This window comes from Vibrio barjaei (assembly GCF_001639065.2).
In the GTDB taxonomy this organism is placed as follows: domain Bacteria; phylum Pseudomonadota; class Gammaproteobacteria; order Enterobacterales; family Vibrionaceae; genus Vibrio; species Vibrio barjaei.
This window is the reverse complement of sequence record NZ_LQXO02000036.1, coordinates 1-26,630: the sequence shown is the minus strand read 5'-3', so window position 1 is coordinate 26,630 and position 26,630 is coordinate 1. Positions and strand designations below refer to the sequence as shown.

Here is a 26,630-nt window from a genome sequence, read left to right as displayed (position 1 = left end):
CCACAAACTATGGACAGTAAAATTCGTGCAGTCGGTAAAATAACCCAAGTTGAGGAATTACGACGTGATCAGATTGGCGCACGCTTGGAGTCAATGCGTAACCAAAATGAGCATTTGGCGAAGCAGCTACTGGCGCTGTCTGAACTGAAAACGTTAAATCACAGTGGCTCAAATCAAACCAACAGCATGGGGCTGATGAACCTTAACCTTGTCGACCAAATGCTGCAAAAAATGCTGAATCATCAAAAGCATGAGCAAGCCGTAATGGAAGCGCAGTGTCAGTCGGTTCAGAAACAGCTGCAACAAAAAGCGGCAAGAGTACATGGATTAGAGCAAGTGCTGGATCGTTGGAGTAAAAAACAAAACTACGAAAAAGCAAAGCGTGAACAGAAGCTTATCGAAGATATCATCAACTCACGTATCAAGCGGCGTGCCTTGTAAATATCTGGACATTTATCCAGTATAAATTACCATTAGCTATAGAACCTAGGCTGATGGCACGTATACAATGCAATGGATAATTGATAACCAAACCCTCCTACTTTCAATCACTTCTATTTCAACTTGTCTCGGATTTTCCGTCGCTGCAATTCTGTACTTTAAATCACGTCAGATGGAGCAGATGTTTGAGCAAAAAGCACAATTAGAAAAGACCGCTTTAGAGCAAGAAATTGAACGCTTACGCCACGACCTTCAAGACGCCAAGCAAGAGCTTGATGAACTGGATGACGAACGAGATAAATCGGCGTTTGAGCTTAAGCAAGCGCATGGCAAAGTCATGGCGGCAATGGAAAAGCTGCGTTACTTTGAAGCGGTGAAGCAAGAACGTCAGCAGTATGCGACTGACCTTGAATATGTGAAGCAGCAGCGGGCTCAGTCTGAAGCTGAGCTGCGTGAACAGTTAGCGACCTATCAGCAACAACAGCGCTCTGACCAAGAAAAGCTCGAGCTACTACAGCAATCTGAACTGCGTTTAAAAGAGCAGTTTGAACGCCTAGCCAACCAAGTGTTTGAAGCCAAAACGGCCAAGGTTGACGCACAAAACCGACAAAGTTTAGAAGGCATCCTGTCGCCACTCAAAGAGCAGTTAGAAGGGTTTAAAAAGCAAGTAAACGACAGTTTCAGCCAGGAAGCCAAAGAACGACATACCTTGGTTCATGAACTAAAGAACCTACAACGCCTTAACGATCAGATGACCAAAGAGGCGATGAACCTCACCCAAGCGCTAAAAGGTGATAATAAACAGCAAGGCAACTGGGGTGAGGTGGTGCTGGCACGCGTGCTGGCTGAATCAGGACTACGAGAAGGTCACGAGTATCAAACCCAAGTCAGCCTGCAAAATGAAGCGGGTAAACGATATCAGCCGGATGTGATTGTTTATCTTCCCCAAGAGAAGCAAGTGGTTATCGACTCGAAAATGGTGCTGGTGGCTTATGAGCGCTACTTTAATGCTGAGACAGACGCCGAACGCGATCGTGCATTGAGTGATCATCTGATTGCGCTACGTAATCATATTCGAGGGTTGTCGCAAAAAGATTACCATCAACTAAAAGGTATCCGTTCGCTCGATTACGTCTTGATGTTTATCCCGGTAGAGCCTGCATTCCAAGTGGCGATTCAAGCCGATCCGAGTTTGGTGAAAGAGGCGATGGAGAGCAACATCATTTTGGTCAGCCCAACGACCTTGCTGGTAGCGCTGCGTACTATTGATAACCTTTGGCGCAATGACCGCCAGAATCAGAATGCACAGGTGATTGCTGACAAGGCGAGCAAGCTTTACGACAAGTTGCGTTTGTTTGTTGATGATATGGAAGGGCTGGGCGGCGCACTCGATAAAGCGAACCAAAGTTATCAAGGTGCAATGAACAAATTGGCCACCGGAAGGGGCAATGCGATCCGTCAAGCGGAGAGTTTTAAGCAACTCGGTGTGGAAGTGAAACGCTCCATTTCTTCTTCTCTGACAGAAATTGCACAAAATGATGCGTTGGTGGAAAGACAACCAGACATGGATAAAGTAAACTGACCGTCTGCGGCGTAGGTGATGTTGCGCCGCCTAAGAGGAAGAATAATGACGGATAGTAACGTGCAATCAAATCAGCTTAATCAACAAGACGAAACCACACACTTTGGTTTCACAACAGTCGCAAAAGAAGAAAAAGTGACAAAAGTTGCTGAGGTATTTCACTCGGTAGCGGCAAAATACGACATCATGAACGATTTGATGTCTGGTGGTGTTCACCGCTTATGGAAGCGCTTTACTATTGATTGCAGTGGTGCGAGACCGGGCCAACGTATCCTTGACCTTGGTGGTGGTACTGGTGACCTGACGGCTAAGTTTTCTCGTATTGTTGGTGACAAAGGCCATGTGATTCTCGCTGACATCAACAACTCCATGTTGAATGTGGGTCGCGACAAATTACGTGATACTGGTATTGTCGGTAACGTTCATTACGTTCAGGCTAATGCTGAAGAGCTGCCATTCCCAGATAATTACTTTGACTGTATTACTATCAGTTTCTGTCTACGTAACGTGACCGATAAAGACAAGGCGCTGCGTTCTATGTATCGCGTACTGAAGCCGGGTGGTCGCTTGCTGGTACTTGAGTTTTCAAAACCTATCCTTGATCCTCTTTCTAAAGTTTACGATGCGTATTCTTTCCATCTGTTGCCGAAAATGGGTGAACTGGTGGCGAACGATGCAGAAAGTTATCGTTATCTTGCTGAATCTATTCGTATGCATCCAGATCAAGAGACTCTGGAAGGCATGATGAAAGACGCTGGCTTTGAGCAGACTAAATACTTCAACCTAACGGGTGGTATTGTTGCGCTGCATCGTGGATACAAATTCTAAGGACTGAGCTATGCCCTTTGACCCATTAGTCACCGCGGTGGTGGAAACCACGCTCAATACCTTAATCAAAGACGACGATGCGTTGGTCAAGCGCGTTGCACGTCTTAAAGGTCAGATTATCCAAGTTCATCTGCGTGAATTTAATAAGTCACTCACTTTTGTGTTTAGTCATCAGTTGGATGTCCTTTCCAATTATGAGGGTGAGCCGGACTGTTATTTGTCTTTGAACCTTTCGGTACTTCCTGAACTAAAAGAGCAGGCGAATATCACCAAGCTTATCAAACAGGATAAGTTGCAGTTGGAAGGTGACATTCAGCTGGCTCAGAAGTTTTCTGCTCTGCTAACCGATTGCAAACCAGATCTAGAAGAGTGGTTATCCCGTGTAACTGGTGATGTGGTGGCACATACTGCGGTTCAAGGAGCGAAAGGGCTCTTTTCCTTTTTCGCTTCACAAGCGGCAAAGCACCAAGACCATTTTGGTCAAGTATTAACGGAAGAGTGGAAAATTGCTCCGCCACCGTTAGCGGTGGCAGCATTTTGTGACGACGTTGATGAAGTGCGTAGCCAAGCAGATAGACTGAGTGTGCGTTTGGAGCGTTTAATTGAAGCGACATCAAGCGGTGATTCTAATGATGCATCGGCGGAGCGCGCATGACTCCAAGTGAAATCAAACGTCTTTATCGAATCATAAAGGTTCAGCTAGAGTACGGCTTAGATGAGTTGATGCCTACGCATCAGCTCACCAAAGCACCGTTGTTAGCGCGCAAATCCTTGTTCTGGATGAAGAATAAACATCCAGACAAACCGCTTGGTGAAAGGCTTAGGTTGGCACTGCAAGAGCTGGGTCCAGTATGGATTAAGTTTGGTCAAATGATGTCGACGCGTCGGGATCTATTCCCTCCGCATATTGCTGATCAACTTGCGCTACTTCAAGACCAAGTGTCGCCATTTGATGGACACTTAGCCAAGTCGCAAATGGAACTGGCTCTCGGTGGCCCTATTGAACAATGGTTTGATGATTTTGATATTGAACCTTTGGCATCGGCCTCAATTGCTCAAGTTCACACTGCTAAGCTGAAAGACACTGGGCAAGAAGTAGTCTTGAAAGTGATTCGTCCAGATATTCGTCCTGTCATTGATGCAGATCTTAAGCTGATGTATCGCATGGCTAGGATAGTGTCGAAAGCTCTGCCGGACGCTCGCAGGTTAAAACCTGTTGAAGTGGTGCGCGAATACGAAAAGACCTTATTGGATGAGCTTGATTTAAGACGTGAAGCGGCCAATGCAATTCAATTGCGTCGCAACTTCGAAGGCAGTGAAGAGCTTTATGTTCCTGAGGTTATGCCGGACTTTAGTAGCGAAAGCTTAATGGTCTCTGAGCGAATCTACGGTATTCAAGTGTCTGATATTCCGACACTTGAAGCGAATGGCACCAATATGAAGCTGTTAGCGGAACGTGGTGTGAGCGTATTCTTTACTCAGGTGTTTCGTGACAGTTTTTTCCATGCCGATATGCATCCAGGCAATGTGTTTGTTAGCTATGAGCACCCAGAGAATCCGCTTTGGATTGGCTTAGATTGCGGCATTGTTGGCACGTTAAATAGCGAAGATAAACGTTATCTGGCGGAAAACTTCCTTGCTTTCTTTAACCGTGACTATCGTAAGGTAGCTGAGCTGCATGTCGACTCCGGTTGGGTGCCAACCGATACTAACGTCGATGAATTCGAGTTTGCTATTCGCATGGTGTGTGAGCCAATTTTTGCCAAACCTTTGTGCGAAATCTCTTTCGGCCATGTGTTACTGAATCTGTTTAATACCGCGCGCCGGTTCAATATGGAAGTACAGCCCCAGCTTGTCTTACTGCAAAAGACCTTGCTCTATGTTGAGGGGTTAGGCAGACAGCTCTATCCGCAGCTAGACTTATGGGAGACGGCGAAACCATTTTTAGAAAAATGGATGGCGAACCAGGTAGGGCCGCAAGCTGTTATAAACGGAATTAAAGAACGCGCTCCGTTTTGGGCAGAAAAGTTACCGGAACTACCAGAGTTGCTGTACGATAGCCTTAAACAAGGTAAGGCTATGAATCAACGCATGGACATGCTGTATCAAGGATACCGTGAAACAAAACGGCAACAAGGTACAGGTAAATTTTTGTTTGGCGTTGGTGCAACTTTAATCGTATGCTCTGCCATATTACTGGGAGGGCCATATCAGCAGTTATCTGCATTGTCAGGCGCTGTTGGTATCACATTTTGGCTGTTAAGTTGGCGTACTTACAGACGTTAAGCGATAAACTCGTATTAATTTTTTATTTGTTAATCAAGACCCGAGGTAGAAAGAATGGGTGGTATTAGTATTTGGCAACTTCTTATTATTGCCGTGATCGTTGTTTTGCTGTTTGGTACTAAGAAATTACGCGGTATCGGTGGCGATCTTGGTGGTGCGGTGAAAGGCTTTAAGAAAGCCATGAGTGAAGATGACAACACAACGGCGAAATCAGACACGAAAGATGCTGATTTTGAGCCAAAGAACATCGAGCAAAAGCAAACAGCAGACGCATCGACAGAAGCGAAGAAAGATAAAGAGCAGGCATAATTCGTGTTTGATATCGGTTTTTGGGAACTGGTACTCATTTCAGTAGTTGGTCTAGTTGTTCTAGGACCAGAACGCCTACCAACTGCAATCCGAAGTGTTTCTCGTTTTATCAGCTCTGCGAAAGCTATGGCAAATAATGTCAAAGATGAGCTTTCACACGAACTCAAGGTGCAAGAGCTTCAAGAGAACCTGAAAAAAGCTGAGAAAATGGGCATGGAAGACCTCTCTCCTGAACTGAAAAGTTCGGTGGAGGAACTGAAACAGGCCGCGCAAGAGGTGACTCGTCCTTATGCGAGTGACAAACTAAAAGCGTCGACATCGGAAGCCAGTGCAGAAGCACCTGCTGCTGAAGTGGCAAAGCCTGTTGAGAATGAGTCTCCAGAAAAAGATCTTAATAAGGGCTGAGCTTCAGCCCTTATCGTTTTCATTCCGAAAGTGCCAATGAGATTAACCTTCTCTTAGCACTTTTATTTTATTCGAGGTTTTCATGTCTAGCGTCGAACAGACACAGCCTTTGATCAGTCACCTGCTTGAGCTAAGAAATCGACTACTGCGAGCGATTGCGGCTGTGTTAGTGGTTTTTCTGGCTTTGGTTTATTTCTCCGGCGATATATACGATTTCGTTTCTAAGCCTTTGGTAGAACGACTACCTGAAGGTGCAACGATGATAGCAACTGACGTTGCTTCGCCATTTTTTACGCCACTAAAATTGACACTCATTGCGTCCATCTTTATTGCTGTTCCTTTCATCCTTTATCAAGTATGGGCGTTTGTTGCCCCCGGTTTGTATAAGCATGAAAGACGGCTGGTGATGCCATTGATGTTCTCAAGCTCGCTGCTGTTTTACTGTGGCGTGGCATTTGCGTACTTTGTCGTATTCCCATTAGTGTTTGGCTTCTTTACTGCCATTTCCTTAGGAGGGGTGGAATTTGCGACGGACATTTCGAGCTATCTCGACTTTGTACTCGCACTCTTCTTGGCGTTTGGTATCGCGTTTGAAGTGCCTGTCGCGATTATCTTATTGTGTTGGACAGGTGCGACGTCGGTAGAGAGTCTCAAGCAGAAGCGACCATACATTGTTGTTGGTGCGTTTGTTGTCGGTATGATGCTGACGCCACCAGATATGATTTCTCAAACCTTGCTCGCCATACCAATGTGTTTGCTGTTTGAGGTAGGGTTGTTCTTTGCAAGATTTTATACTCGCAAAGATGACGAGGAAGAGTCTGAAGCAGAAGACGCATAACCATTCAAAAACAATAAAAAATAGCGGCTACTTTGGCCGCTATTTTTTTATTGTTAACTCGTTGACATATTGTACGGTCACGTACTCTATTCTTGGAGATGCAACTGTGCCATGTCAAAGTTGAAGCAATGGCACGGTTTGAGATGAACAAACGAAAGCTTATAATCTAAATAGTGATTTAGCATTTTGTGTCGTGATGTCCAAAATCTGCTGCTCGCTCATCGCTCGAACGTCTGCAATACGCTTTAAGACTAACTCAGTGTAAGCCGGTTCATTTCGTTTACCACGATGTGGGACGGGCGCTAGGTAAGGACAATCTGTCTCAAGAATTACCCAGTTCAGATCTAACTCTGGAATCACTTTGTCCATGCCGGAGTTTTTGAATGTTGATACGCCACCAAGACCAAGATGAAAGCCTAGGTCATTAATGGCTTTGGCTTCATCCAAGTTACCACCAAAACAGTGGAATACGCCAGAAAGGTTGCCATCTTGCTCACCTTTTAGCAGAGCTAGGGTTTCTTCAATTGAGTCTCGGGTATGAATAACAACCGGCAAGTTGAGTTCTTTCGCCCAGTTTAGCTGGGTAATGAAGGCGTGTTCTTGTTCCGCTCGATAGGTCTTGTCCCAATATAGATCTATGCCTATCTCACCAACGGCGATAAAGTTGTGTTTATCAAACCAAGAGTAAATGGTTTTTAAGGTTTGCTCGACGTCGCCATCCACGTAGCAAGGGTGAAGCCCCATCATTGAGCGGCACATCTCTGGGTAGGCGGCTTCAGTGGCTAGCATAGGCTCAATAGACTCTAAATCAATGTTGGGTAGCAGGATGTGTTCGATGCCCGCAGCGCGAGCTCGTTGTACGACTTCGTCGCGATCGTTATCAAATTCTGTAGCGTAGATGTGAGCGTGTGTATCTATCATAGTCGCGTCATTGTAGTTTCACTGATCAAATAATAGGTTGAGTATATCGTTTCTGATTTAGCATTTTCCAATTTTACTACTAGCATGATGAAACAAGAGTGATATGCTTGGTTTTCGCATTTGTCCAGACAAGGAGAGAAAGGTGTCTGTATCGATTCAAGGTCAATTCCCAGCACGACGTATGCGCCGTATGCGCAAGCATGATTTCAGCCGACGTTTGATGGCGGAGAATAAAGTGTCGGTGGATGATTTGATCTATCCAATGTTTATTCTTATGGGGAAAAACCGCAGAGAGACGGTAGATTCTATGCCGGGTATCGAGCGTCTATCTATAGACTTGATGCTGGAAGAAGCGGAATATTTGGCTCAGCTTGGCGTTCCTGCCATTGCTCTTTTCCCAGTCGTCACCCAAGACGCGAAAAGTCTTTGCGCAGCTGAAGCACATAACCCAGAAGGTTTGGTGCAACGTGCAGTGCGCTTACTAAAACAGAATGTACCCCAAATGGGTGTGATTACCGATGTGGCGCTCGATCCGTTTACCACGCATGGTCAAGATGGCATCATCGATGAAGACGGCTATGTGCAAAATGATGAGACGACAGAGGTACTAGTTAAACAGGCGTTATCTCATGCAGAAGCTGGTGCGGACGTGGTTGCTCCGTCTGACATGATGGATGGGCGTATTGGCCGAATTCGTGAAGCGCTTGAAGAAGCTGGCTATATTCACACACAAATCATGGCTTACTCTGCAAAATACGCGTCAAATTACTATGGTCCATTCCGAGATGCTGTTGGTTCCGCATCGAACTTGAAGGGCGGTAATAAGAAAAATTACCAAATGGATCCAGCCAACAGTGATGAAGCCTTGCATGAAGTAGCAATGGACATCAATGAAGGCGCAGATATGGTGATGGTGAAGCCAGGTATGCCTTATTTGGATGTGGTGCGTCGCGTACGAAGTGAGCTACAAGTGCCGACTTTTGCTTATCAAGTGTCCGGTGAATATGCGATGCACAAAGCTGCAATTCAAAATGGCTGGTTGAAAGAGCGCGAGACAGTCTTAGAGTCTTTGCTTTGCTTCAAGCGTGCTGGCGCAGATGGTATTCTTACTTACTTTGCTAAAGATGTCGCGGAGTGGTTAGCTGAAGAAAATGGTCAAGCAAAGACCTTCTTGAAATAGTTAACTTTGATTAGCGACATTCTTGAGTGTGAAAAGCCGGTTGTATCAACCGGCTTTTTTAGTTTTGCCGATAATAGTTAGGAGTGAATGATATGTTGGTTCGTGAAGGAACGCTTGAAGAGGTGGTGAGTATCGTTGAACTTATCGAGGAATTTGCTCACAAAGAAACCATCGCAAGCCTGCAAGCACGTTTGAATGGCCACAAGCATCTGATATTAGTGGCAGAAAAAGCAGGAGTCTTATTGGGCTTTAAAATTGGTTATCAGATTGATGAGGCTAATTTTTACAGCTGGTTCGGCGGAGTCTCTCCTGTGGCAAGAAAACAGGGTGTTGCTCAAGTGCTGATGGAGTACCAAGAACGCTGGGCGAAGCAACAAGGTTACCAACACATTACGGTTAAATCGCGTAATCAGTTTCCATCCATGTTAAGGCTGCTGATAAAAAATGGATACTTTATCTATGATTGTGAGCCCAAGCCGTTAGTGATTGAAACCAGAATTAAGTTTATTAAGTATCTGTAAAATATAAATAAATGGAAGATGGGTGATGGTGATAAAAATTTAATGAGAGAAATTCTCAATTAGTTGTTGACGACTTAAATGAGAATGATTACTATTAACTCGTCCTAAGGAAAAAGGTTCTGATTACTTCAGTCGCACTAGTGACCAGATTTCAATCAAGCTTGGTTCTTTTTGACACGACATTGCTCACATTGCTTCCAGTGTATTTATAGCTTTTTGGTCGGTTAGATGTACTCAGATAATGAGATAACTTCCTCCTATTTTTGCTAGGCGACATCCATGATGTCGCTTTTTTTCTGTCTGGTGGTTGAGTATTATTTGAGCGGTTATAAATAGAACATAATTCTGCAACGATTGCTTTCTGTAAAAGAAGGTTTTCCACATGGCTTGATCCTGAAAGGATCATAGTTATACATGTAGATCTGAATATATTTACATATAAAACAATGACTTAATTTAAAGTTTTTGTTCTTTTTCAGTTATCCACTTCGATTTAAAATAACTATATAAACAGACTTATCCACAGAAGATGATACCATAATCGCCAATATTATTCTTAAGCTGTGTATATAGCCAGTGAAAGGTCGTGGCATAGTGCCATGAGACGTGGCATTCTTATAGCTTATAACCTGCAATCTTGGATACTTAGACATGGCTCATATACCAGACAACCCACTGATTCTCATTGATGGATCTTCCTATCTTTACCGAGCTTTCCACGCCTACCCAGAAACGATGAGCAATGGTGAAATACCAACCAATGCGGTTTACGGTGTAGTGAACATGCTGAGAAGCATGATGCGTCAATTTGCTTCTGAGCGAATTGCGGTGGTGTTTGATGCGAAAGGTAAAACTTTCCGTGATGATATGTATCCGGAATACAAGGCAAACCGTCCTCCAATGCCTGATGATTTGAGATGTCAGATTGAGCCTCTGCATAATGTGATTAAAGCAATGGGTCTGCCATTGATCTGTGTACCTGGCGTGGAAGCGGATGACGTTATCGGTACGCTGGCACATCAAGCATCGCAAGCAGGTATGCCTGTGCTTATTAGTACGGGTGATAAAGATATGGCTCAGCTTGTGGATGATAATGTTACGCTGATCAATACCATGACTAACGTAGTGATGGATCGAGAAGGTGTGGTAGAGAAGTTTGGTATTCCTCCAGAGCTTATCATCGATTATCTCGCTCTAATGGGCGATAAAGTGGATAACATTCCAGGTGTCCCTGGCGTCGGCGATAAAACCGCGACGGCATTGCTTCAAGGCATTGGTGGGATCAAAGATCTTTACGAACGCTTAGATGATATCGCACCGCTTGGTTTCCGTGGTTCTAAAACCATGGCTAAGAAACTTACAGAGCATAAAGATAATGCAGTTTTGTCTTATGAGTTAGCGACGATTAAGCTTGATGTCGAGTTAGACTGCACACCAGAGTCTCTTCTAAAGCAGCAACCGAACGTGGATGAACTGACAAAATTGTACGGTCAGCTTACCTTTAAGTCGTGGTTAAATGAGCTACTTGAAGGCGGTACTGGTGAAGTTGTAGCGGTGGAGAGCGCAGCAAGAAAAACCACCAGTGCATCTCAAAGTGACGAACAATCTGAGATGGACACGTCACAAGTCACTATTGATCGCAGTGCCTATGAAACCATCCTCACCGAAGAGAGCTTCAACAGCTGGTTAGAGAAACTGAAGTCTGCTCCTGTTATCGCTTTTGATACTGAAACCGACAGTCTAGATTATATGGTGGCGAACCTTGTTGGTCTGTCATTTGCGATTGAAGAAGGGGTGGCGGCATATGTCCCTGTAGCTCACGACTATATTGGTGCGCCTGAGCAGCTTGATCGTCAGTGGGTTTTAGAGCAGTTGAAGCCGCTATTAGAAGATGATGAGATTGCTAAGGTTGGGCAAAACCTAAAATACGATGCCAGCGTATTAGCTCGCTACGATATTGAGCTTAAAGGCATCAAATTTGACACTATGTTGGCGTCTTACGTCTACAACAGTGTTGGTGGTAAGCATGATATGGATAGCCTTGCTTTGCGTTTCTTGCAACATAGCTGTATCTCTTTCGAACAAATTGCAGGTAAAGGTAAAGCGCAGCTCACCTTTAACCAGATCGATCTTGAGCAAGCATCGCCTTATGCTGCTGAAGATGCTGACGTGACCTTCCGACTCCATCAGCGTTTGAATGCAGAGCTTGAGAAAAATGAAGCGCTGAATCGTATTTACCAAGATATTGAAGTACCACTGGTGCCAGTTTTGTCTCGTATTGAACGTACGGGGGTATTGATTGATGATATGTTGCTAGGCGCGCAATCTCAGGAAATTGCAGCAAGACTGGATGAGCTGGAGCAAAAGGCGTTTGAGATTGCCGGACAAGAGTTCAACTTAAGCTCGCCAAAACAGCTTCAAACCATTTTCTTTGAGAAGATGGGCTTACCTGTAATCAAGAAGACACCATCCGGTGCGCCTTCTACCAATGAAGAAGTGCTACAAGAGCTAGCGCTAGACTATCCATTACCAAAGCTGATTTTGGAATATCGTGGGTTAGCTAAGCTGAAGTCGACTTATACTGACAAGCTTCCTAAGATGATCAATCCAGAAACAGGCCGTGTTCATACGTCATACCACCAAGCCGTAACGGCGACTGGCCGTTTGTCGTCGACTGATCCAAACTTGCAGAATATTCCAATTCGTAATGAAGAAGGACGCCGTATTCGACAAGCGTTTATTGCGCCGCATGGATGGAAGATTCTTGCTGTCGACTATTCTCAAATTGAACTGCGAATCATGGCCCATCTGTCTGGTGACAAAGCGCTATTGGATGCGTTCAAAAATGGTAAAGATATCCACGCGGCAACGGCGGCAGAGATCATTGGTGTCGATATTGATCAGGTGACCAGTGAACAACGTCGCCGTGCAAAAGCGATTAACTTTGGTCTTATCTATGGCATGAGTGCATTTGGCTTATCTAAGCAGTTGGGTATTCCTCGTGGTGAAGCACAACAATATATGGATACCTATTTTGAGCGTTATCCAGGTGTGATGCAGTACATGGAAGACACGCGCTCGTTGGCGGCTGAAAAAGGTTACGTGGAAACCATCTTTGGTCGTCGCCTACATCTACCAGAAATCAAATCGCGTAATGGTATGCGTCGTAAAGCAGCGGAGCGAGCGGCGATCAACGCGCCTATGCAAGGTACTGCTGCAGATATCATCAAGAAAGCGATGTTACTCGTTGATGAGTGGGTGCAAGCGGAAGGCGAGGGTAAGGTTAAGCTTCTTATGCAAGTACACGATGAGCTGGTATTTGAAGTGGAATCGTCATCTTTGAGCGAAATTGAAAGTAAAATACAAAAATTGATGGAATCAGCAGCAGAGCTTGAGGTTCCATTGGTTGCTGAAGCTGGTCATGGTGACAACTGGGATCAGGCTCACTAGACAATTTTTGAGCAATTTGAGCAAGTTAACATGAGCCAGCGCACAGTCGTTGGCTTTTTTTTGTCATTAAAAAAGTTTTTATATCTAAAACAGTTATGTCTATTAACAAAACTTTCATGAAAAAAAACTACAAAAACGGTTTCATTTTCTGATCAGTTGTTGTACATTAGAACGCGTAGGGTACAGAGGTAAGATGTTCTATCTTTCAGACCTTTTGTTTCACGTTATTGGATTAGGCTGATTCAGCCGCCCCAGTCAGTATTTGACTGGGGCGTTTTTTCTTGTGGCAAAGAAAATTTCCCTATCGCATCATCTCTTAGACGCCTTGTCATTTTTCTTCTGTTTTGACGCCCATTTCCCATCCAATTTGTAATTTAACGACCTTCACAGTATTGATAATTTACACATAGAACTAAGCCATCTTTAGAGGTTCATAATTTAGGCGTAACTATATGAAAAGTAAAGATTAGGATGGGTTTTGCTACGAGAGGAATTTGGGGTGGTAGAGAAGACTAGCTCACATTTTGCGTGGTAGGCAATTGAATTATCAACGGACTTGATAGATTCTTTTTGCAAACAATAACTAAATCTTCTCTCTCCCATTGCCCTGCCAGGATGGCGGGGCGTTTTGTTTCTGGGGGCTTACTCTTCGATATCGTCGCTGATATCGTCTTCTAACATTTCAAATGCTGGAGCAAACCAAGTATCAAGTTTGCTGCGCAGTTGATCGACACCAATTCCTTTCAAAGAAGAGAACGCATCTACTTGAACATCGCCACCAAAGGCCAGTGCAGCTTCACGAATTTTAAGAACCTGCGCTTTACGAGCACCGCTCTTTAGTTTGTCTGCTTTAGTCAGTAGCACTTGTACCGGAATATGAGATTCTACCGCCCATTGAATAAGCTGTTGGTCGAGATCTTTCATTGGGTGTCTGATGTCCATTAGGACCACAAGACCTTTTAAACATTTGCGCTTCTGTAAGTACTCACCCAGTGACTTTTGCCATTTCTTTTTCATTTCTAGGGGGACTTGAGCAAAGCCGTATCCTGGTAAGTCAACGATATGACAACCTTCATCAACCTTAAATAAGTTAATAAGTTGAGTACGGCCTGGAGTTTTACTGGTTTTAGCCAGAGCTCTTTGGTTCGTTAGACGGTTTAGTGAACTCGATTTACCTGCATTGGAGCGTCCTGCAAACGCGATTTCGATTCCTTCATCTTCTGGCAAGTGACGAATATCAGGTGCACTTGTTATGAAATGCGTGTTTTGATAATGAATTTTTACGCTCACTGTTAACTCCATCTCGACTTTGTGTAGTCGATTGATTACTTTTTTGTGAAATTGTGTAAAATAACCGTGCTCGGCATATGGCCACACATTGTACCATGAACGGTATTAATTGCCCGTGTTACCTCACTTTGTCCTTTTGGCACCATTCTGTTGGGTTTCGCGAGGCGTGTAGTGGTACTGGAAGCTTGATAATTATAATGGAATGTCATGAAAAAATTAGCGCTAATCTTGAGTCTTGTAGTCAGCTGCTCAGTATGGGCCCAAGGCGATATTGAAGCTGGTAAAGCAAAATCCCAAACCTGTGTTGCGTGTCACGGAGCTGATGGTAACAGTCAGTTAACCATGTACCCTAGTATTGCTGGTCAACACGCCAAATATATTGAAAAACAACTAAAAGATCTGAAGCTCGGTATGACGAGTAGTGGTAAACAAGGTCGTTACGATCCTGTGATGAGTGGTATGGCAATGCCGCTATCTGAGCAAGATATGGCGGATCTTGCTGCGTATTACTCGTCAATGCCTCTAGCACCAAACAGTACTCCAGAGAATGTCGTTGACCAAGGTAAAGTACTTTACATGGCTGGTGATGCAGAACGTGGTATTACGGCTTGTATTGCTTGTCACGGCCCTCGTGGTAACGGTACGGAACTTTCTGGTTTCCCTAAAATTTCTGGTCAACACGCTGAATATGTTAAAGCTCAGCTAGAGAAATTCCGTAGTGGTGACCGTGCTAACGATATGAACGCTATGATGCGTGATATCGCTAAGAAGCTGAATGATGACGATATCGACACCCTATCTAAGTATGTAGGCGGTCTACACTAATCCAATTCAACGTTGCAACAACTTAGCAGCCCAACAATAGTTTCTTTACGCCAAACCGAGTGAACAATGCCCCTTCGAATGAAGGGGCATTGTTGTTTTTGGTGACTTATCTCACTAGTTGCTTGTTAAGCGTGTTGCTCTCATTGTTCTACTTGGCTGATGAGGTTGTGAGATATTTGCCATACTTGCTGTCACTAAATTGCCATTAATTAAGCATAAGTTTTTGAAATTAATGTTTTTTATTAATTTTTCTGTAAAAGAAACATGAAAAAAGCGCTCTGCAGGTTGTTTTCAATCCTCCCTCGGGTAAATTGTTCCTTGTCGACAGGAAGTAGGCACAGGGATTTCAGACCAAGATGGTTTTCAAGGATGTCTAACTAGGAAGGTTAGAGGAAACACAACGGATTGGCTTGTACTAGGAGTGCAGGCGGATAGGGATGGTCAGCTTTTCTCAGGATGAGAACTTAAACGGACAGGGTTTAGGAAGAACTCGCGCAAATGGCTTTGCTAGGGAACGCGAAAACGCATCAGGATGATGACAAACAAGAATTAGCAGTGGAAGCACAAATAACAAACGGATATTTGTGAAGCATCAAAAGATGCTAACAGTTTCGCCGTATGGCGATAGAAAGCGACAGGTCTTCCTGTCGCTTTTTTTACGTCTGCTCACAAGATAAATGACATTAGTTATCATTTGTCTTGTGAAGTTAATTGATATCGATTATCATTTGCACTCTTTCGGAGGGTGGGAAATGAAAAATCAAACGAGTCGTGAGTCAGAGCATTTTGATGTGCCAACTAAGTTGCTTCGACCTCTTTGGTTTCGAAGTCGTGAAAGCCTATTAGATGATGGCATTATTTATGACCCTATTGCAGCTCATGCTTGTCGTCGTTGCCATCTCGCTCCCGATTGCCTCACGGGTAATGTAGATCAAAGTCAGCTTCTCCATGCCACTCTGACACAAATTTGTGACCTTCAAGTAAAACGTTTTCTCGAAACCAACCCTGATGGTTGGGTTATCAACGTTGGAGCTCGGCTCGATACCCGATTCTATCGCCTTGATAATGGTCGTTGCCATTGGGTTGAAGTCGATACCAATGAACACCTTGTTTGGCGACAACGATTGTTCCATAAAAGTGAACGTTATCAATTAAGGTGCGGATCTATTGATGATATGAGCTGGCTACAATCTTTATCGGTTCCAAATGACAGACCTGTACTGGTGGTTTGTGAGCAAGCACTACTTGAAAGAAGAGAAAATCGCATTGCGCACTTTATCCAATCGATCGGTTGCTATTTTCAACATGCTCAGGCGTGTGTGGTGTTGGCCGGTGATTTGACGACCTCGCGGTTGGGGAAAAGGATGGGAGGCGAGCGTTATCAACATGGTCTGCGCCGCCCAACTCAGAAATTGCTGAATTGGTTGCCGTGGATTCATAAAGTGTCACTCCTTTCACCCATCGACCAACATTGTCAGCGCTGGTCTAAGTGGCAACGTATTATCGCCAAGCTGCCACTTTATAAGCACCGATTAACACCGAACGTGATCAATGTTGAATGGTAGGAGTAGGAACCTAAGGTCAATTAACGCTACTATAGCCCCAACTATTTTTTAACCACCACCATAGTTTCTATGGTGGTGTTGTTTTTGGGGTCAGTGTGTTTCGACAATATTTCTCTATTCTGTCTAATATTGAACTTCATCGCCGTGTCTTGCTATTAGCCATTCCCATGGTGCTTTCGAATATTACCGTGCCGCTTCTGGGGTTAGTGGATGCCGCAGTTATTGGTCATTTAGAGCATTCTTGGTATCTCGGTGGCGTGGCACTCGGTAGTACGATGATCAGTGTGACCTTTTGGCTACTCGGCTTTCTTAGAATGTCGACAACTGGACTGACTGCTCAATCTTTTGGTGCTCAGGATAATCGACAGCTCGCCTTAGTATTTTTGCAGGGCACACTGATGGCGTTGGGCTTTGCGTTGGTATTCTTATTATTGCACAGCGTTATCGCCGACCTTGTTTTTTCATTGAGCAGCGCCAGTGATGATGTGAAATACTATGGTCACCAGTATTTTTCGATCCGTGCTTGGAGTGCGCCTGCGTCACTACTCAACTTTGTACTACTAGGTTGGTTACTAGGCACACAAAATGCCAAAGCACCGATGTGGATGGTAATCATCACCAATGTTGTCAATATTGTGCTTGATGTTCTATTTGTTATCGGCTTGGGCTGGAAAGTTGAAGGGGCGGCGTTAGCATCTGTGATCGCCGATTACTCGGGTTGTGCTTTCGGACTCTGGTGTGTATGGCGCACTTGGAGTCACCGCAAGTTGCCTGCTATACGCTCTTTGCTGTCCGATGTCGCAAGTGATATTGGTCGTTTTGTAAAACTGAACCGAGATATTTTCTTACGCTCTCTTTGCCTACAAGCGACGTTTAGCTTTATGACCTTCCAAGGTGCGGCTTTTGGTGATGACATTGTGGCTGCTAACGCTGTGTTGATGAGCTTTTTAATGATCATCTCTTATGGCATGGATGGTTTTGCTTATGCGATGGAAGCCATGGTCGGTAAGGCGATCGGTGCAAAGAGTCGAACGGCGCTGACCGAGTCGCTGCTTGCTACCTTCTTCTGGAGCTTGATTATTTGTAGTGGTCTGACGGTGGTCTTTATGGTGTGGGGCAGTAATTTGATTGGTTCAATTACCAGTATTCCCGATGTCCAGCAACAAGCGATGGTGTTCTTACCTTGGTTGGTTGCTATGCCTTTGGTGTCGATGTGGTGTTTCTTGTTTGATGGCATCTTTATTGGAGCTACCAAAGGTCGAGATATGAGAAACAGCATGTTTGTTGCGACCTGTAGTTTCTTTGCCATTTTCTATATAACAAGTGGAATGGGTAACCATGCACTTTGGTTAGCTATGCTGAGTTTTATGGGAATAAGAGGCTTTGGGTTAGCCATGATCTTTTTGCATCAATGGCGTAGCAAAACCTTCCTCGAAGCATAAAAAAGGCGGCTATCAAGCCGCCTTTTTTATACATTCGTTAAACACTAGAATAAGCGATTCAAACCATTAAGCGCCGCTACGCGGTAGGCTTCAGCCATGGTTGGATAGTTAAAGGTAGTGTTAACAAAGTACTCGATGGTATTAGCTTCACCTTTTTGCTCCATTATCGCTTGGCCGATGTGGATGATTTCCGCAGCACGCTCACCGAAACAATGGATACCTAAGATTTCTTTGGTTTCGCGATGGAACAAAATCTTCAAGCTTCCCACGTCTTTACCAGCAATCTGAGCTCGAGCAAGATGTTTAAACGATGAACGTCCCACTTCATAAGGGACTTTTGCTTCGGTAAGTTCTTGCTCTGTTTTACCGACTGAACTGATTTCTGGAATGGTGTAGATACCTGTTGGAATGTCTTCAATCAGCTTACCGTCCGCTTCACCTTGAGTGATGGCTTGGGCGACGAAACGGCCTTGATCATAAGCAGCACTAGCCAAACTAGGGTAACCAATCACATCACCCACGGCATACACGTGGTCAACGTCGGTTTGATAGTTACTATCGACTTTCAGTTGTCCACGAGAATCAGCACTTAGGCTCACCGCAGATAAGTTCAACGCATCAGTATTACCCGTTCGGCCATTCGCATACAGTATGCAGTCAGCGCGCATTTTCTTCCCAGAGTTCAGATGAATGATGACGCCGTCTTCGGTCCCTTCAATTTTAGCGTAGGTTTCATCATTACGAATCATCATGCCGCTGTTCCAGAAGTGGTACGACAGTGAGTCAGACATTTCATTATCTAAAAATGCCAGCAGACGCTCACGAGTATTGATAAGGTCTGTTTTGACATCTAAGCCACGGAAGATAGAGGCGTATTCACAACCAATAACCCCCGCACCGTAAATAATGATGTGCCTTGGGTCATGTTCTAGTGACAAAATAGAGTCACTGTCGTAGATACGAGGATGGCTAAAGTCAACATCGTCTGGGCGATAAGGTCTAGAGCCTGTCGCGATAACAAATTTATCGGCTGTGTAGGTATCGACGGTACCGTCGGTTTTCGTGACTTCCAGTGTATTTGAATCGACGAAGCGAGCTGTGCCAAACAGTAACGTACACTCATTACGGTCATAGAACCCTTGGCGCAATCGAGTTTGCTTATCTATCACGGTTTTGGCATGACCAAGAATATTAGAGAAGGTAGAGTGGAGACTGGTGTTATTGCCACAGAACAGTGGGTTGCTGTTGAACTCGATAATACGGCTAACCGCATGTCTGAGTGCCTTTGATGGGATAGTGCCCCAGTGAGTACATCCACCACCAACGCTGCTTTCTTTTTCTATGATGGCAACGTTCAGTCCTGCTTTAGTCAGTCCCATAGCAGCACCTTCACCACCGGGTCCACTTCCTATCACGATGGCATCAAAATGTTTGGAGCGACTCATAGTGTATATCCTCGTTGTACCTAACTGCATCACGCAAAAGACCTCCAGTTGGGCTTGCCTATTTGGGCATAACAGCAGGTATTGCGGCGTTAACATTACTTAAATTCTTGTTAGCGAGATTCTAACGGATTATTAACCTTGGTAAACCAAGTTGCCGTGATAGGGTGTGAAAGATCACGAGATTTGTCTTAAGTTGCCATACCTTACGTGGTTTAGCCTTTGTATGCTGCCAATTTTATAGAATGTGTTGAGTTGTAAAGTGAAGTGAGACTTACAAAGTGTTTTATTAAAAATCCTTTTGCATAGGCTTATACAAACAGGCTATTCGCGCTATATTACCAGCACTCCCTCAATTACCGTATGAATGGTAGTCAACAAGTAAACCTAGGTAAAACATGAAATCAATGGGTATCCGTGCACAACAAAAAGAGAAAACGCGTCGTTCATTGATCGATGCTGCTTTTAGCCAGTTAAGTGCTGATCGCAGCTTTTCAAATTTGAGTTTACGCGAAGTGGCACGAGAGGCTGGTATTGCACCAACGTCTTTTTATCGTCACTTCAAAGACATGGATGAATTGGGACTCACCATGGTAGATGAAGGAGGCTTGTTGCTCAGACAATTGATGCGACAAGCACGCCAACGTATTGTCAAAGAAGGCAGTGTGATTCGTACTTCGGTTGAAACCTTTATGGAGTTCATTGAAAGTAGTCCTAACGTTTTTCGCTTATTGTTGCGAGAGCGTTCGGGTACGTCATTTGACTTTCGAGCCGCAGTCGCTCGTGAGATCCAGCATTTTTCAGCAGAATTAACCGAATACCTTGTGAGTACGGGCATGGACCGTGATGAAGCTATCGCTCAGGCTGAGGCTTCGGTTATCTTGGTATTCAGTTCTGGTGCTGAAGCACTCGATCTTAATAAGAAAGAAAGATATGAACTGGCAGAAAGGTTAATTGTCCAACTTAGGATAGTTGCCAAAGGCGCACACTGGTATCGCAAAGAACGTGAAAGAAACCGTCAAAAAGAAGGGTTGAACTAATGTCCAATGAAGTATCCTCCGAAAGCCGTAATAGCGGTAAGAAAACCCTAGTGCTAGCGCTTATCGCTGGTATGTGTGGTAATGCAATGTTGTCTTGGCTAACCGTTAGCGAAGTTGCATTCTCTATTTTCCCTCTGATAGCTCTTGTTCTATCTGTTCAAGCGCTATATCAAGAGTATCTAAAGAACCCAATTCCAGAAGACTTCCCGATGGTAGGTTTGGCTGCGTTTTTTGTTGGCGCATTTGGTCATTCGGCTTTCACTAAAGCCCAGTACCCAGATGCCGGCTCCAACTTCTTCGCGATCATCGTTGTATTGGTTCTGCTGTTCTGGATTGGTAAGAAACTTGGCTACATTATGAAAGAAGCCTAATAGGCATTATTAATGTACGCGAATAAAAAACGAGCCGCTATGGGCTCGTTTTTTTGTCTACGCTGTGGCGGATTACGCTTTACGTTCTAACAACACACCGGCTTCGATGTGATGAGTAAACGGGAACTGATCAAATAGCGCAAATCGAGTGATAGTGTGAGTTTCACTCAATACATCCAAATTGTCTTTCAGTGTTTCTGGGTTACACGAAATATACAGAATACGTTGGTAACCTTGCACCATTTTACACGTATCAATATCCATGCCCGCACGCGGTGGGTCGACAAAAATCGTGTTGCAGTTGTAGCTCTTCAAATCGACATTCTGTTGCTGTAGACGGCGGAATTCACGCTTTCCTTCCATCGCTTCAGTGAACTCTTCAGCAGACATGCGAATAATTTGTACATTATCAATCTTGTTTTCAGCGATATTGAATTGTGCCGAGTCAACTGAAGGCTTCGCTAACTCTGTCGCGAGAACGCGTTCAAAGTTTTGCGCCAATGCAAGTGAAAAGTTGCCATTACCGCAGTAAAGCTCCAGCAAGTCACCTTTGCTTTCTTGAGTGCAGTCCACCGCCCACTCCAGCATTTTCTGAGCTACGGGACCATTTGGCTGGGTGAAGCTATTTTCTACTTGCTGGTAATGGTAAGGCTGACCATTTACATGCAAGGTTTCTAGCACATAGTCTTGGTCTAAGACGATTTTCATTTTACGAGCTCGGCCAATGAGGTTGAGTTTGAACCCCTCATCATTAAGGCGTTGCTTAAGGGCTTTTGCTTCTGCTTTCCAAGCATCATCTAATTGACGGTGATACAGCAACGAAACCAAAATTTCACCGCTGAGTGTAGAAAGAAAGTCAACTTGGAATAGCTTCTTACGCAGAACGTCATTACCTTTCATTGCATCCATAAGCAATGGCATCAAATCGTTGATGAGGCGGCTTGCTGCTGGAAATTGGTCCACGCGGTACTTTTCACGAGTTTCTTGATTGAACATGATGTAATACATGTCCTCTCCTTCGTGCCAAACGCGGAATTCTGCACGCATGCGATAGTGCTTCTCTGGAGAAGTAAATACTTCGAGTTCAGGAGCAGAATAAGGCGCCATCATATCGATCAATCGTTGAGATTTTTCGTCGAGCTGAATTTGGTAGCCTTCTGGTGTGAAGTCGAGATTTGCCATTGTGGTCGCCTATCGTCGGTAATGAGTTTTTAAAAGGAGGGCAGATTTTATTCAATCTCCCGTCGTTGTCCAGTTTTTCCCAGAATTGTCTCTCAATATGGCTGGATATCTATAGCTTAGTTCAATCTGTTATAGACAAATTACCATGTTGTTAATACCATTCCGCCTAGCTGGTGTGAGAATGACAATGGAATCTCACTGAAAAGGGAATCTGGTGTAAATCCAGAACTGACGCGCAGCGGTAAAAGAGAACGACCCCTCAAATGACACTGTACGAGTTACGGGAAGTCGAGGCAGTAGGTTTAGGTTCACTGTGATCCTTAAGCTCTTGAGTCCGAATACCTGCCAGCAGCCAAGCTTCGTTAACCAATGACAACGGTAGCTTGGTAGGACTTACGCGATTTAGGACAACATAACAAATGAACAAATCATTTTTGGCGATAGCAGTGGCTGCATCGCTCTCTTCTTATGCTTCTTTTTCACTGGCAGAAGCAACGAACCCAAGTGAACAAAGTAAACTCGCAAATGAAACCATGGTCGTAACAGCGAACCGTGTTGAACAGCAACTGAAAGATGTTCTTGCTCCAATTGAAGTTGTTGATCGTGAGCAAATTGACGCTATTCAAGCCAAATCAGTTTCTGAGATATTACGACGTTTACCCGGCGTACAGATCGCAAACCAAGGTGGTATTGGTCAAAATGCTGAACTGTACATTCGAGGTCGCTCTAGTAAGAACACTTTGGTATTAATCAACGGTGTTCGAATTGGTAGTGCAACAACAGGCGCTGCGAATCTGTCAGCCATTCCTCTTGATGGTGTGCAACGTATCGAAATTATCCGTGGTGCCCGTGCTGCGGTATATGGTTCTGATGCGGTAAGTGGTGTGGTTAATATTATCACCACTAATAAAAACGGCTCTCCAAGTAGAGTTAAAGCTGGAGCGGGAAGCTTTGGAAGTTATAACCTTGGTGGCACATTATCGTTAGGTGATGCGGAGAATGGATGGCTCAATCTGACAGCTACTCATCAGTCTAGTAATGGCTACAATGTCCAACCGACCAGCACTAATCCAATAGATGCGGATGACGATGGCTATACCAGTCAATATCTAGTCCTCGATATGGGTAAACGATTGGATCAAAATTGGCAACTAAAGGCCAATGGTTATTACCAAAAACACAATATTGAATTTGATAACCCTTGGACTGGCGTAGATAAGTCGGATAGTGACTTGTACAGCTTTAGTGTTGCTGGTGACTATATGCGCAATAACTTTGATTCGTCGCTGACACTGACTACGAATCAAGATAAAGCGAAATCTTATGGTCAAGGAGCTCCTGAAGGGACCATTTCGACCAATCGCGTTGCAGTGAACTGGAATAACAACGTAAAAGTAAATGATGAATTGAGTTTCTTGGGCGGCATTGATTGGTACAAAGATAAAGTTGATAACACAACTAAAGCCATGACTAAAGACACCCGAGACAATGGAGCCATCTTTTTAGGTGCGCTCTATAATCAAGAGCGCCTATCACTAGAGGCTAATGTTCGACATGATGACAATAGTGCTTATGGAAACTACACCACTTACCAGTTAGGTGGTGGTGTGAACGTCACGGAGCAATTAAAGGTTGTAGCCATGCATGGAACAGCATTTAAGGCGCCTACTTTTAATGAACTGTATTGGCCTAAAGAGTGTGGTCCATGGGGCTGCTATGAAGGTAATCCAAATCTAGTTCCTGAAGAGTCAGCAACCTCTGAAATTGCTTTAGAAGGTGAGTTTGCTTTATTAGGATTTAGATTAGGTGCTTATCGCAGTAATGTGGATAAGATGATTGCCAGTAATGGTTCTACGAACGTTAATATCAACAAAGCTAAGATTGAAGGTATTGAACTAGTAACTCGTTTTGATACCGGAGCGATTGAGCATGAGGTGTCGTACGACTATCTAGATGCTAAAGACGAAAGCACAGGTAAGGACTTAGTAAGACGCGCTCGCAATAGCGGAAAGTGGAATGCCTCATATAACATCGCTTCTTGGAGATTCGAGCTGAGCTACTTATATCAAGGGAAACGCTATAATGATGCAGCCAATACTCAAGTACTAGACCCTTATTCGTTAGTTGATATTGCCGGCACCTACTACTTTGATAACGGCCTAAGTCTAGGTGCGAAAGTTGGCAACTTATTCAATGAAGAGTATGAAACGGTGAGTGGCTATAAGACACCAGAACGTAATTACTACGTGAATGCCATGTACCAGTTCTAATAGCAAACAGCGCCTCCAATTAGGAGGCGTTTTTAATAGGTAATCCTAAATGAAAAACATCATCATCAGTTGGTCATCTGGCAAAGATTCAACCCTTACTTTCGAACGATTAATGGAATCTCCGGATTATAATGTCGTTGGTCTCTACACAACTCATGTCAACGGTGAGGTTCCATTTCAAGTGACCCCATTAGAAGTCGTTCAATTGCAAGCAGATAGATTGGGGATGCCATTAGTAACGATAGAGCTACCTGCCGTTTTCCCACCTAACGATGTTTACCAATCGCTCGTTATTGAGGGGGTAAAGTCTTCTGGCTTGGCAGTAGATGGGATAGCATTTGGTGACATGTTCTGTAATGGAATTGTTGAATATAGAAAAAGCTATGTCCAACCTGCGGGGCTAGAAGCGGTTTTTCCTTTGGTTGGTGAAAGCAGCGCAAAGCTTGCACAGGAGATCATTGCCAGAGGGATTGAGACGGTGTTGGTTACCGTAGATAGAAATGTACTTTCGGAAACATTGTGTGGGAAAGTTTATACCGATGAGCTTATTCAAGAATTACCTAATAACGTTGACCCTTGCGGAGAAGATGGGGAATTCCATACCTTAGTCTGTAACTCGAACTATTTTAGTCACCCTATTTCTATTCAACAGGTTGAAATTGAATCTGCGCCGAGATTCAGTCATCTAAGATACAGCGTTGAGTCAGAACTTCGCGGATAAGTTTACCGACAATAGGGTTATGAGTATTATGTTGGCGAACAGGTTAGTAGTGAGCGTGATACGTTAATCAATGAATCGAAAAAATATACTAATATTTGACTCTGGTGTGGGTGGACTTTCTGTATTTAAAGAAATAGTCCAACGCTTACCTAAAGAAAACTATATCTATCTATTCGACAATGAGGCATATCCCTACGGTGAATTGGCACCTGAAACACTAGTAAACCGCACCTGTACACTGATACAACAAATGATGCAGCGCAAAGTGGTCGATATTGTTGTTATTGCTTGCAATACGGCCAGTACCATTGTGCTCCCTCATTTAAGAAAACGAATAGACATTCCTGTGGTAGGCGTCGTCCCTGCCATTAAACCAGCTTCACTACTCTCTAAAACAGCAGTTGGCTTGATTGCTACACCAGCAACGATTACTCGCCAATATACTCATGACTTAATTCGTAACTTTGCTACTGATAAAGAAGTAAAGCTGATAGGTGATAGTCGATTAGTTGAAATGGCAGAGCAGAAGCTGAGGAATGAGCGGGTCGATCTTCAAGAGCTGGAACTCATACTTTCTCCTATTAAAGGAAAAATTGATGTAGCAGTATTAGGTTGTACCCATTTTCCTCTTATTAGGGAAGAAATAGCATTGGTATTGGGAAACTGTGTTGAGTTAGTTGATTCAGGGGCCGCAATTGCAAGAAGAGTAGAAAGTCTATTGGAGATAGAAGAGGCATCTTTGGGGCAGGGAACCATGGAGGTGTTTAGTAGTGCTCCTCCTTTTGAAGAAGAAGCACTAAATAAAACGTTACGACAACTCTGTTTTACTCCTGTTCAGTTGTTGCCGATTCAGGGTGCTTCGGATCATTAGCAATACGTACTTTTAAAGTCCGCTGCATATAATCCTTTTCATTTAGAGCTTTGATTGCCGCTTTTGCGTCGGAGCTCGCCATCACAACAAAACCAAACCCACGTCGTTTACCCGTGCGCTTGTCCTTCATTAATCTAACGGCAAATACCTCACCGTGCTCAGCAAAGAGCTCCTTTACGTGAGATTCATTTGCTTTATAAGGAAGATTGCCGACGTAGAGAGTTTTGGTCGACTTTGTAGTTTCGGCAGATGGTGTAGGTGAAGCAGTAGAAAACTTAACAACAAAAAAGGTGGCTACTACACCGATGACAAAAGCAACAGCTGGTGGCACGTCAGCGAATTGAGAAAATACAATACCGCCTAATATAGCAATCGCTACTACCAGAAAAAGAGATTTATTGGAGTCCATATTAAAGTACTACTTTTTTATTTACGAATAATGGCATCTATCGTTAACAAATAGATATAAGAATATTACGTAGTTGAGTGTGATTTTTCCAATTAATTGGTGTGATGTATTTCAAATGTTGAATTTTTATCGAAAAAACACCGTATCGATGGCTTTTTGTGCGAACGGAAAATAAATTCAAAAAAACACTTGTCATAGTTTGAGTGATCTCTATAATGCCGCCTCACCGACACGGAGTGAGACGAAAGTCACAAAGCAGCGTCGGTTGAGAGAGAAAAGAAAGTTTGAAAAAAACGCTTGACTCTCAAAACGGGAAGCGTAAGATACGCACCCCTAACGACGAGACGCAAAGCGGCTTGAGAGTTAGAAAATGTTCTTTAAAAATATAGACCTATCAATCTGTGTGGGCACTCGTTGATGATAATCAAATTAGATACCTCG

25 protein-coding genes and 1 riboswitch are annotated in these 26,630 nt (G+C 43.9%); of the genes, 20 read left to right on the top strand and 5 right to left on the bottom strand.

Annotated elements, in window-relative coordinates; genetic code table 11:
* Positions 1 to 9 precede the first annotated feature (9 nt).
* The 8 genes from fliJ (at position 10) to tatC (ending at position 6,689) form a co-directional block, all read left to right on the top strand.
* Complete coding sequence (gene fliJ, locus AWH66_RS17525) at positions 10 to 441, top strand: flagellar export protein FliJ (protein WP_063604229.1); 432 nt, start codon at positions 10 to 12, stop codon at positions 439 to 441.
* A 172-nt stretch (positions 442 to 613) separates the two neighbouring features.
* Entirely contained in the window at positions 614 to 2,023 is a 1,410-nt protein-coding gene (gene rmuC, locus AWH66_RS17520; RefSeq protein ID WP_420882868.1) for a DNA recombination protein RmuC, read from the top strand.
* Positions 2,024 to 2,068: 45 nt separating this feature from the next.
* Positions 2,069 to 2,851, top strand: coding sequence for a bifunctional demethylmenaquinone methyltransferase/2-methoxy-6-polyprenyl-1,4-benzoquinol methylase UbiE (gene ubiE / locus AWH66_RS17515; RefSeq protein WP_063604231.1), 783 nt, complete (start codon positions 2,069 to 2,071; stop codon positions 2,849 to 2,851).
* Positions 2,852 to 2,861: 10 nt separating this feature from the next.
* Complete coding sequence (locus AWH66_RS17510; RefSeq protein WP_063604232.1) at positions 2,862 to 3,506, top strand: ubiquinone biosynthesis accessory factor UbiJ; 645 nt, start codon at positions 2,862 to 2,864, stop codon at positions 3,504 to 3,506.
* A complete protein-coding gene (ubiB, locus tag AWH66_RS17505; protein WP_063604233.1) occupies positions 3,503 to 5,137 on the top strand; it encodes a ubiquinone biosynthesis regulatory protein kinase UbiB in 1,635 nt (544 codons plus the stop codon). Before AWH66_RS17510 ends, ubiB begins: the two co-directional genes overlap by 4 nt.
* Positions 5,138 to 5,191: 54 nt before the next feature.
* The gene (gene tatA / locus AWH66_RS17500) at positions 5,192 to 5,446 is read left to right on the top strand and encodes a Sec-independent protein translocase subunit TatA (protein ID WP_006072188.1); all 255 of its coding nucleotides are present in this window, start codon (positions 5,192 to 5,194) and stop codon (positions 5,444 to 5,446) included.
* A gap of 3 nt (positions 5,447 to 5,449) precedes the next feature.
* Positions 5,450 to 5,851 (top strand): Sec-independent protein translocase protein TatB, encoded by a 402-nt coding sequence (tatB, locus tag AWH66_RS17495; protein WP_063604234.1) that lies wholly within the window; start codon positions 5,450 to 5,452, stop codon positions 5,849 to 5,851.
* Between the two features lie 82 nt (positions 5,852 to 5,933).
* Positions 5,934 to 6,689, top strand: a complete 756-nt coding sequence (gene tatC, locus AWH66_RS17490; RefSeq protein WP_038228730.1) for a twin-arginine translocase subunit TatC — start codon at positions 5,934 to 5,936, stop codon at positions 6,687 to 6,689.
* Between the two features lie 159 nt (positions 6,690 to 6,848).
* Here the strand turns inward: tatC and AWH66_RS17485 are convergent, their stop codons facing one another.
* Positions 6,849 to 7,610 carry a TatD family hydrolase gene (locus tag AWH66_RS17485; protein ID WP_063604235.1) on the bottom strand — a complete coding sequence of 254 codons (762 nt, stop codon included), beginning with the start codon at positions 7,608 to 7,610 and terminating at the stop codon, positions 6,849 to 6,851.
* Between the two features lie 142 nt (positions 7,611 to 7,752).
* On the opposite strand from AWH66_RS17485, the gene hemB reads away from it, so the two are divergent.
* The 4 genes from hemB to spfP all read left to right on the top strand — a co-directional run bounded on the left by hemB (position 7,753) and on the right by spfP (position 13,002).
* Positions 7,753 to 8,790, top strand: a complete 1,038-nt coding sequence (hemB, locus tag AWH66_RS17480) for a porphobilinogen synthase (RefSeq protein ID WP_006072195.1) — start codon at positions 7,753 to 7,755, stop codon at positions 8,788 to 8,790.
* A 92-nt stretch (positions 8,791 to 8,882) separates the two neighbouring features.
* A complete protein-coding gene (locus AWH66_RS17475) occupies positions 8,883 to 9,311 on the top strand; it encodes a GNAT family N-acetyltransferase (RefSeq protein WP_063604236.1) in 429 nt (142 codons plus the stop codon).
* A gap of 651 nt (positions 9,312 to 9,962) precedes the next feature.
* Positions 9,963 to 12,761, top strand: a complete 2,799-nt coding sequence (gene polA / locus AWH66_RS17470; protein WP_063604237.1) for a DNA polymerase I — start codon at positions 9,963 to 9,965, stop codon at positions 12,759 to 12,761.
* A 193-nt stretch (positions 12,762 to 12,954) separates the two neighbouring features.
* Positions 12,955 to 13,002: a small protein SpfP gene (gene spfP, locus AWH66_RS26350; protein WP_438356636.1), complete on the top strand. Its 48-nt coding sequence runs from the start codon at positions 12,955 to 12,957 to the stop codon at positions 13,000 to 13,002.
* A 401-nt stretch (positions 13,003 to 13,403) separates the two neighbouring features.
* Here spfP and yihA read toward each other — a convergent pair whose 3' ends face one another.
* Positions 13,404 to 14,063 carry a ribosome biogenesis GTP-binding protein YihA/YsxC gene (yihA, locus tag AWH66_RS17465; protein ID WP_206360058.1) on the bottom strand — a complete coding sequence of 220 codons (660 nt, stop codon included), beginning with the start codon at positions 14,061 to 14,063 and terminating at the stop codon, positions 13,404 to 13,406.
* A gap of 195 nt (positions 14,064 to 14,258) precedes the next feature.
* On the opposite strand from yihA, the gene AWH66_RS17460 reads away from it, so the two are divergent.
* From AWH66_RS17460 to dinF, 3 genes are all read left to right on the top strand, one after another.
* Positions 14,259 to 14,876, top strand: coding sequence for a c-type cytochrome (locus AWH66_RS17460; protein ID WP_031493056.1), 618 nt, complete (start codon positions 14,259 to 14,261; stop codon positions 14,874 to 14,876).
* Between the two features lie 752 nt (positions 14,877 to 15,628).
* Positions 15,629 to 16,441 (top strand): class I SAM-dependent methyltransferase, encoded by an 813-nt coding sequence (locus AWH66_RS17455; protein WP_038228738.1) that lies wholly within the window; start codon positions 15,629 to 15,631, stop codon positions 16,439 to 16,441.
* A gap of 95 nt (positions 16,442 to 16,536) precedes the next feature.
* The gene (dinF, locus tag AWH66_RS17450) at positions 16,537 to 17,883 is read left to right on the top strand and encodes an MATE family efflux transporter DinF (RefSeq protein ID WP_063604238.1); all 1,347 of its coding nucleotides are present in this window, start codon (positions 16,537 to 16,539) and stop codon (positions 17,881 to 17,883) included.
* A gap of 44 nt (positions 17,884 to 17,927) precedes the next feature.
* Here the strand turns inward: dinF and sthA are convergent, their stop codons facing one another.
* Positions 17,928 to 19,328 (bottom strand): Si-specific NAD(P)(+) transhydrogenase, encoded by a 1,401-nt coding sequence (gene sthA / locus AWH66_RS17445; protein ID WP_063604239.1) that lies wholly within the window; start codon positions 19,326 to 19,328, stop codon positions 17,928 to 17,930.
* A 395-nt stretch (positions 19,329 to 19,723) separates the two neighbouring features.
* On the opposite strand from sthA, the gene fabR reads away from it, so the two are divergent.
* Positions 19,724 to 20,365 (top strand): HTH-type transcriptional repressor FabR, encoded by a 642-nt coding sequence (gene fabR, locus AWH66_RS17440; protein ID WP_006075522.1) that lies wholly within the window; start codon positions 19,724 to 19,726, stop codon positions 20,363 to 20,365.
* Positions 20,365 to 20,736: a YijD family membrane protein gene (locus tag AWH66_RS17435; RefSeq protein ID WP_006075523.1), complete on the top strand. Its 372-nt coding sequence runs from the start codon at positions 20,365 to 20,367 to the stop codon at positions 20,734 to 20,736. The genes fabR and AWH66_RS17435 overlap by 1 nt, the downstream gene beginning before the upstream one ends.
* A gap of 72 nt (positions 20,737 to 20,808) precedes the next feature.
* Here AWH66_RS17435 and trmA read toward each other — a convergent pair whose 3' ends face one another.
* A complete protein-coding gene (trmA, locus tag AWH66_RS17430) occupies positions 20,809 to 21,918 on the bottom strand; it encodes a tRNA (uridine(54)-C5)-methyltransferase TrmA (RefSeq protein ID WP_031493059.1) in 1,110 nt (369 codons plus the stop codon).
* 154 nt (positions 21,919 to 22,072) lie between these two features.
* Positions 22,073 to 22,282: riboswitch (cobalamin riboswitch) on the top strand.
* Positions 22,283 to 22,337: 55 nt separating this feature from the next.
* Here trmA and AWH66_RS17425 point away from each other — a divergent pair.
* The 3 genes from AWH66_RS17425 (at position 22,338) to murI (ending at position 25,780) form a co-directional block, all read left to right on the top strand.
* The gene (locus AWH66_RS17425; RefSeq protein ID WP_063604240.1) at positions 22,338 to 24,188 is read left to right on the top strand and encodes a TonB-dependent receptor domain-containing protein; all 1,851 of its coding nucleotides are present in this window, start codon (positions 22,338 to 22,340) and stop codon (positions 24,186 to 24,188) included.
* 49 nt (positions 24,189 to 24,237) lie between these two features.
* On the top strand, positions 24,238 to 24,909 hold the full coding sequence (locus AWH66_RS17420; protein ID WP_063604241.1) for a Dph6-related ATP pyrophosphatase: 672 nt from the start codon (positions 24,238 to 24,240) through the stop codon (positions 24,907 to 24,909).
* 70 nt (positions 24,910 to 24,979) lie between these two features.
* A complete protein-coding gene (gene murI / locus AWH66_RS17415; RefSeq protein ID WP_063604242.1) occupies positions 24,980 to 25,780 on the top strand; it encodes a glutamate racemase in 801 nt (266 codons plus the stop codon).
* Here murI and AWH66_RS17410 read toward each other — a convergent pair.
* The gene (locus tag AWH66_RS17410) at positions 25,734 to 26,189 is read right to left on the bottom strand and encodes an RNA recognition motif domain-containing protein (protein WP_006075693.1); all 456 of its coding nucleotides are present in this window, start codon (positions 26,187 to 26,189) and stop codon (positions 25,734 to 25,736) included. The genes murI and AWH66_RS17410 overlap by 47 nt on opposite strands.
* Between the last annotated feature and the right edge of the window lie 441 nt (positions 26,190 to 26,630).

Excerpts from the sequence above, each read along its gene's own strand:
- murI (WP_063604242.1), top strand. The coding sequence starts at position 24,980 with ATGAATCGAAAAAATATACTAATATTTGACTCTGGTGTGGGTGGACTT.
- polA (WP_063604237.1), top strand. The coding sequence starts at position 9,963 with ATGGCTCATATACCAGACAACCCACTGATTCTCATTGATGGATCTTCC.
- AWH66_RS17420 (WP_063604241.1), top strand. The coding sequence starts at position 24,238 with ATGAAAAACATCATCATCAGTTGGTCATCTGGCAAAGATTCAACCCTT.
- AWH66_RS17475 (WP_063604236.1), top strand. The coding sequence starts at position 8,883 with ATGTTGGTTCGTGAAGGAACGCTTGAAGAGGTGGTGAGTATCGTTGAA.
- AWH66_RS17455 (WP_038228738.1), top strand. The coding sequence starts at position 15,629 with ATGAAAAATCAAACGAGTCGTGAGTCAGAGCATTTTGATGTGCCAACT.
- rmuC (WP_420882868.1), top strand. The coding sequence starts at position 614 with ATGGAGCAGATGTTTGAGCAAAAAGCACAATTAGAAAAGACCGCTTTA.
- ubiB (WP_063604233.1), top strand. The coding sequence starts at position 3,503 with ATGACTCCAAGTGAAATCAAACGTCTTTATCGAATCATAAAGGTTCAG.
- sthA (WP_063604239.1), bottom strand. The coding sequence starts at position 19,328 with ATGAGTCGCTCCAAACATTTTGATGCCATCGTGATAGGAAGTGGACCC.
- yihA (WP_206360058.1), bottom strand. The coding sequence starts at position 14,063 with ATGGAGTTAACAGTGAGCGTAAAAATTCATTATCAAAACACGCATTTC.
- tatA (WP_006072188.1), top strand. The coding sequence starts at position 5,192 with ATGGGTGGTATTAGTATTTGGCAACTTCTTATTATTGCCGTGATCGTT.
- AWH66_RS17485 (WP_063604235.1), bottom strand. The coding sequence starts at position 7,610 with ATGATAGATACACACGCTCACATCTACGCTACAGAATTTGATAACGAT.
- ubiE (WP_063604231.1), top strand. The coding sequence starts at position 2,069 with ATGACGGATAGTAACGTGCAATCAAATCAGCTTAATCAACAAGACGAA.
- fliJ (WP_063604229.1), top strand. The coding sequence starts at position 10 with ATGGACAGTAAAATTCGTGCAGTCGGTAAAATAACCCAAGTTGAGGAA.
- AWH66_RS17435 (WP_006075523.1), top strand. The coding sequence starts at position 20,365 with ATGTCCAATGAAGTATCCTCCGAAAGCCGTAATAGCGGTAAGAAAACC.
- tatC (WP_038228730.1), top strand. The coding sequence starts at position 5,934 with ATGTCTAGCGTCGAACAGACACAGCCTTTGATCAGTCACCTGCTTGAG.
- AWH66_RS17410 (WP_006075693.1), bottom strand. The coding sequence starts at position 26,189 with ATGGACTCCAATAAATCTCTTTTTCTGGTAGTAGCGATTGCTATATTA.
- AWH66_RS17460 (WP_031493056.1), top strand. The coding sequence starts at position 14,259 with ATGAAAAAATTAGCGCTAATCTTGAGTCTTGTAGTCAGCTGCTCAGTA.
- AWH66_RS17510 (WP_063604232.1), top strand. The coding sequence starts at position 2,862 with ATGCCCTTTGACCCATTAGTCACCGCGGTGGTGGAAACCACGCTCAAT.
- AWH66_RS17425 (WP_063604240.1), top strand. The coding sequence starts at position 22,338 with ATGAACAAATCATTTTTGGCGATAGCAGTGGCTGCATCGCTCTCTTCT.
- trmA (WP_031493059.1), bottom strand. The coding sequence starts at position 21,918 with ATGGCAAATCTCGACTTCACACCAGAAGGCTACCAAATTCAGCTCGAC.
- fabR (WP_006075522.1), top strand. The coding sequence starts at position 19,724 with ATGAAATCAATGGGTATCCGTGCACAACAAAAAGAGAAAACGCGTCGT.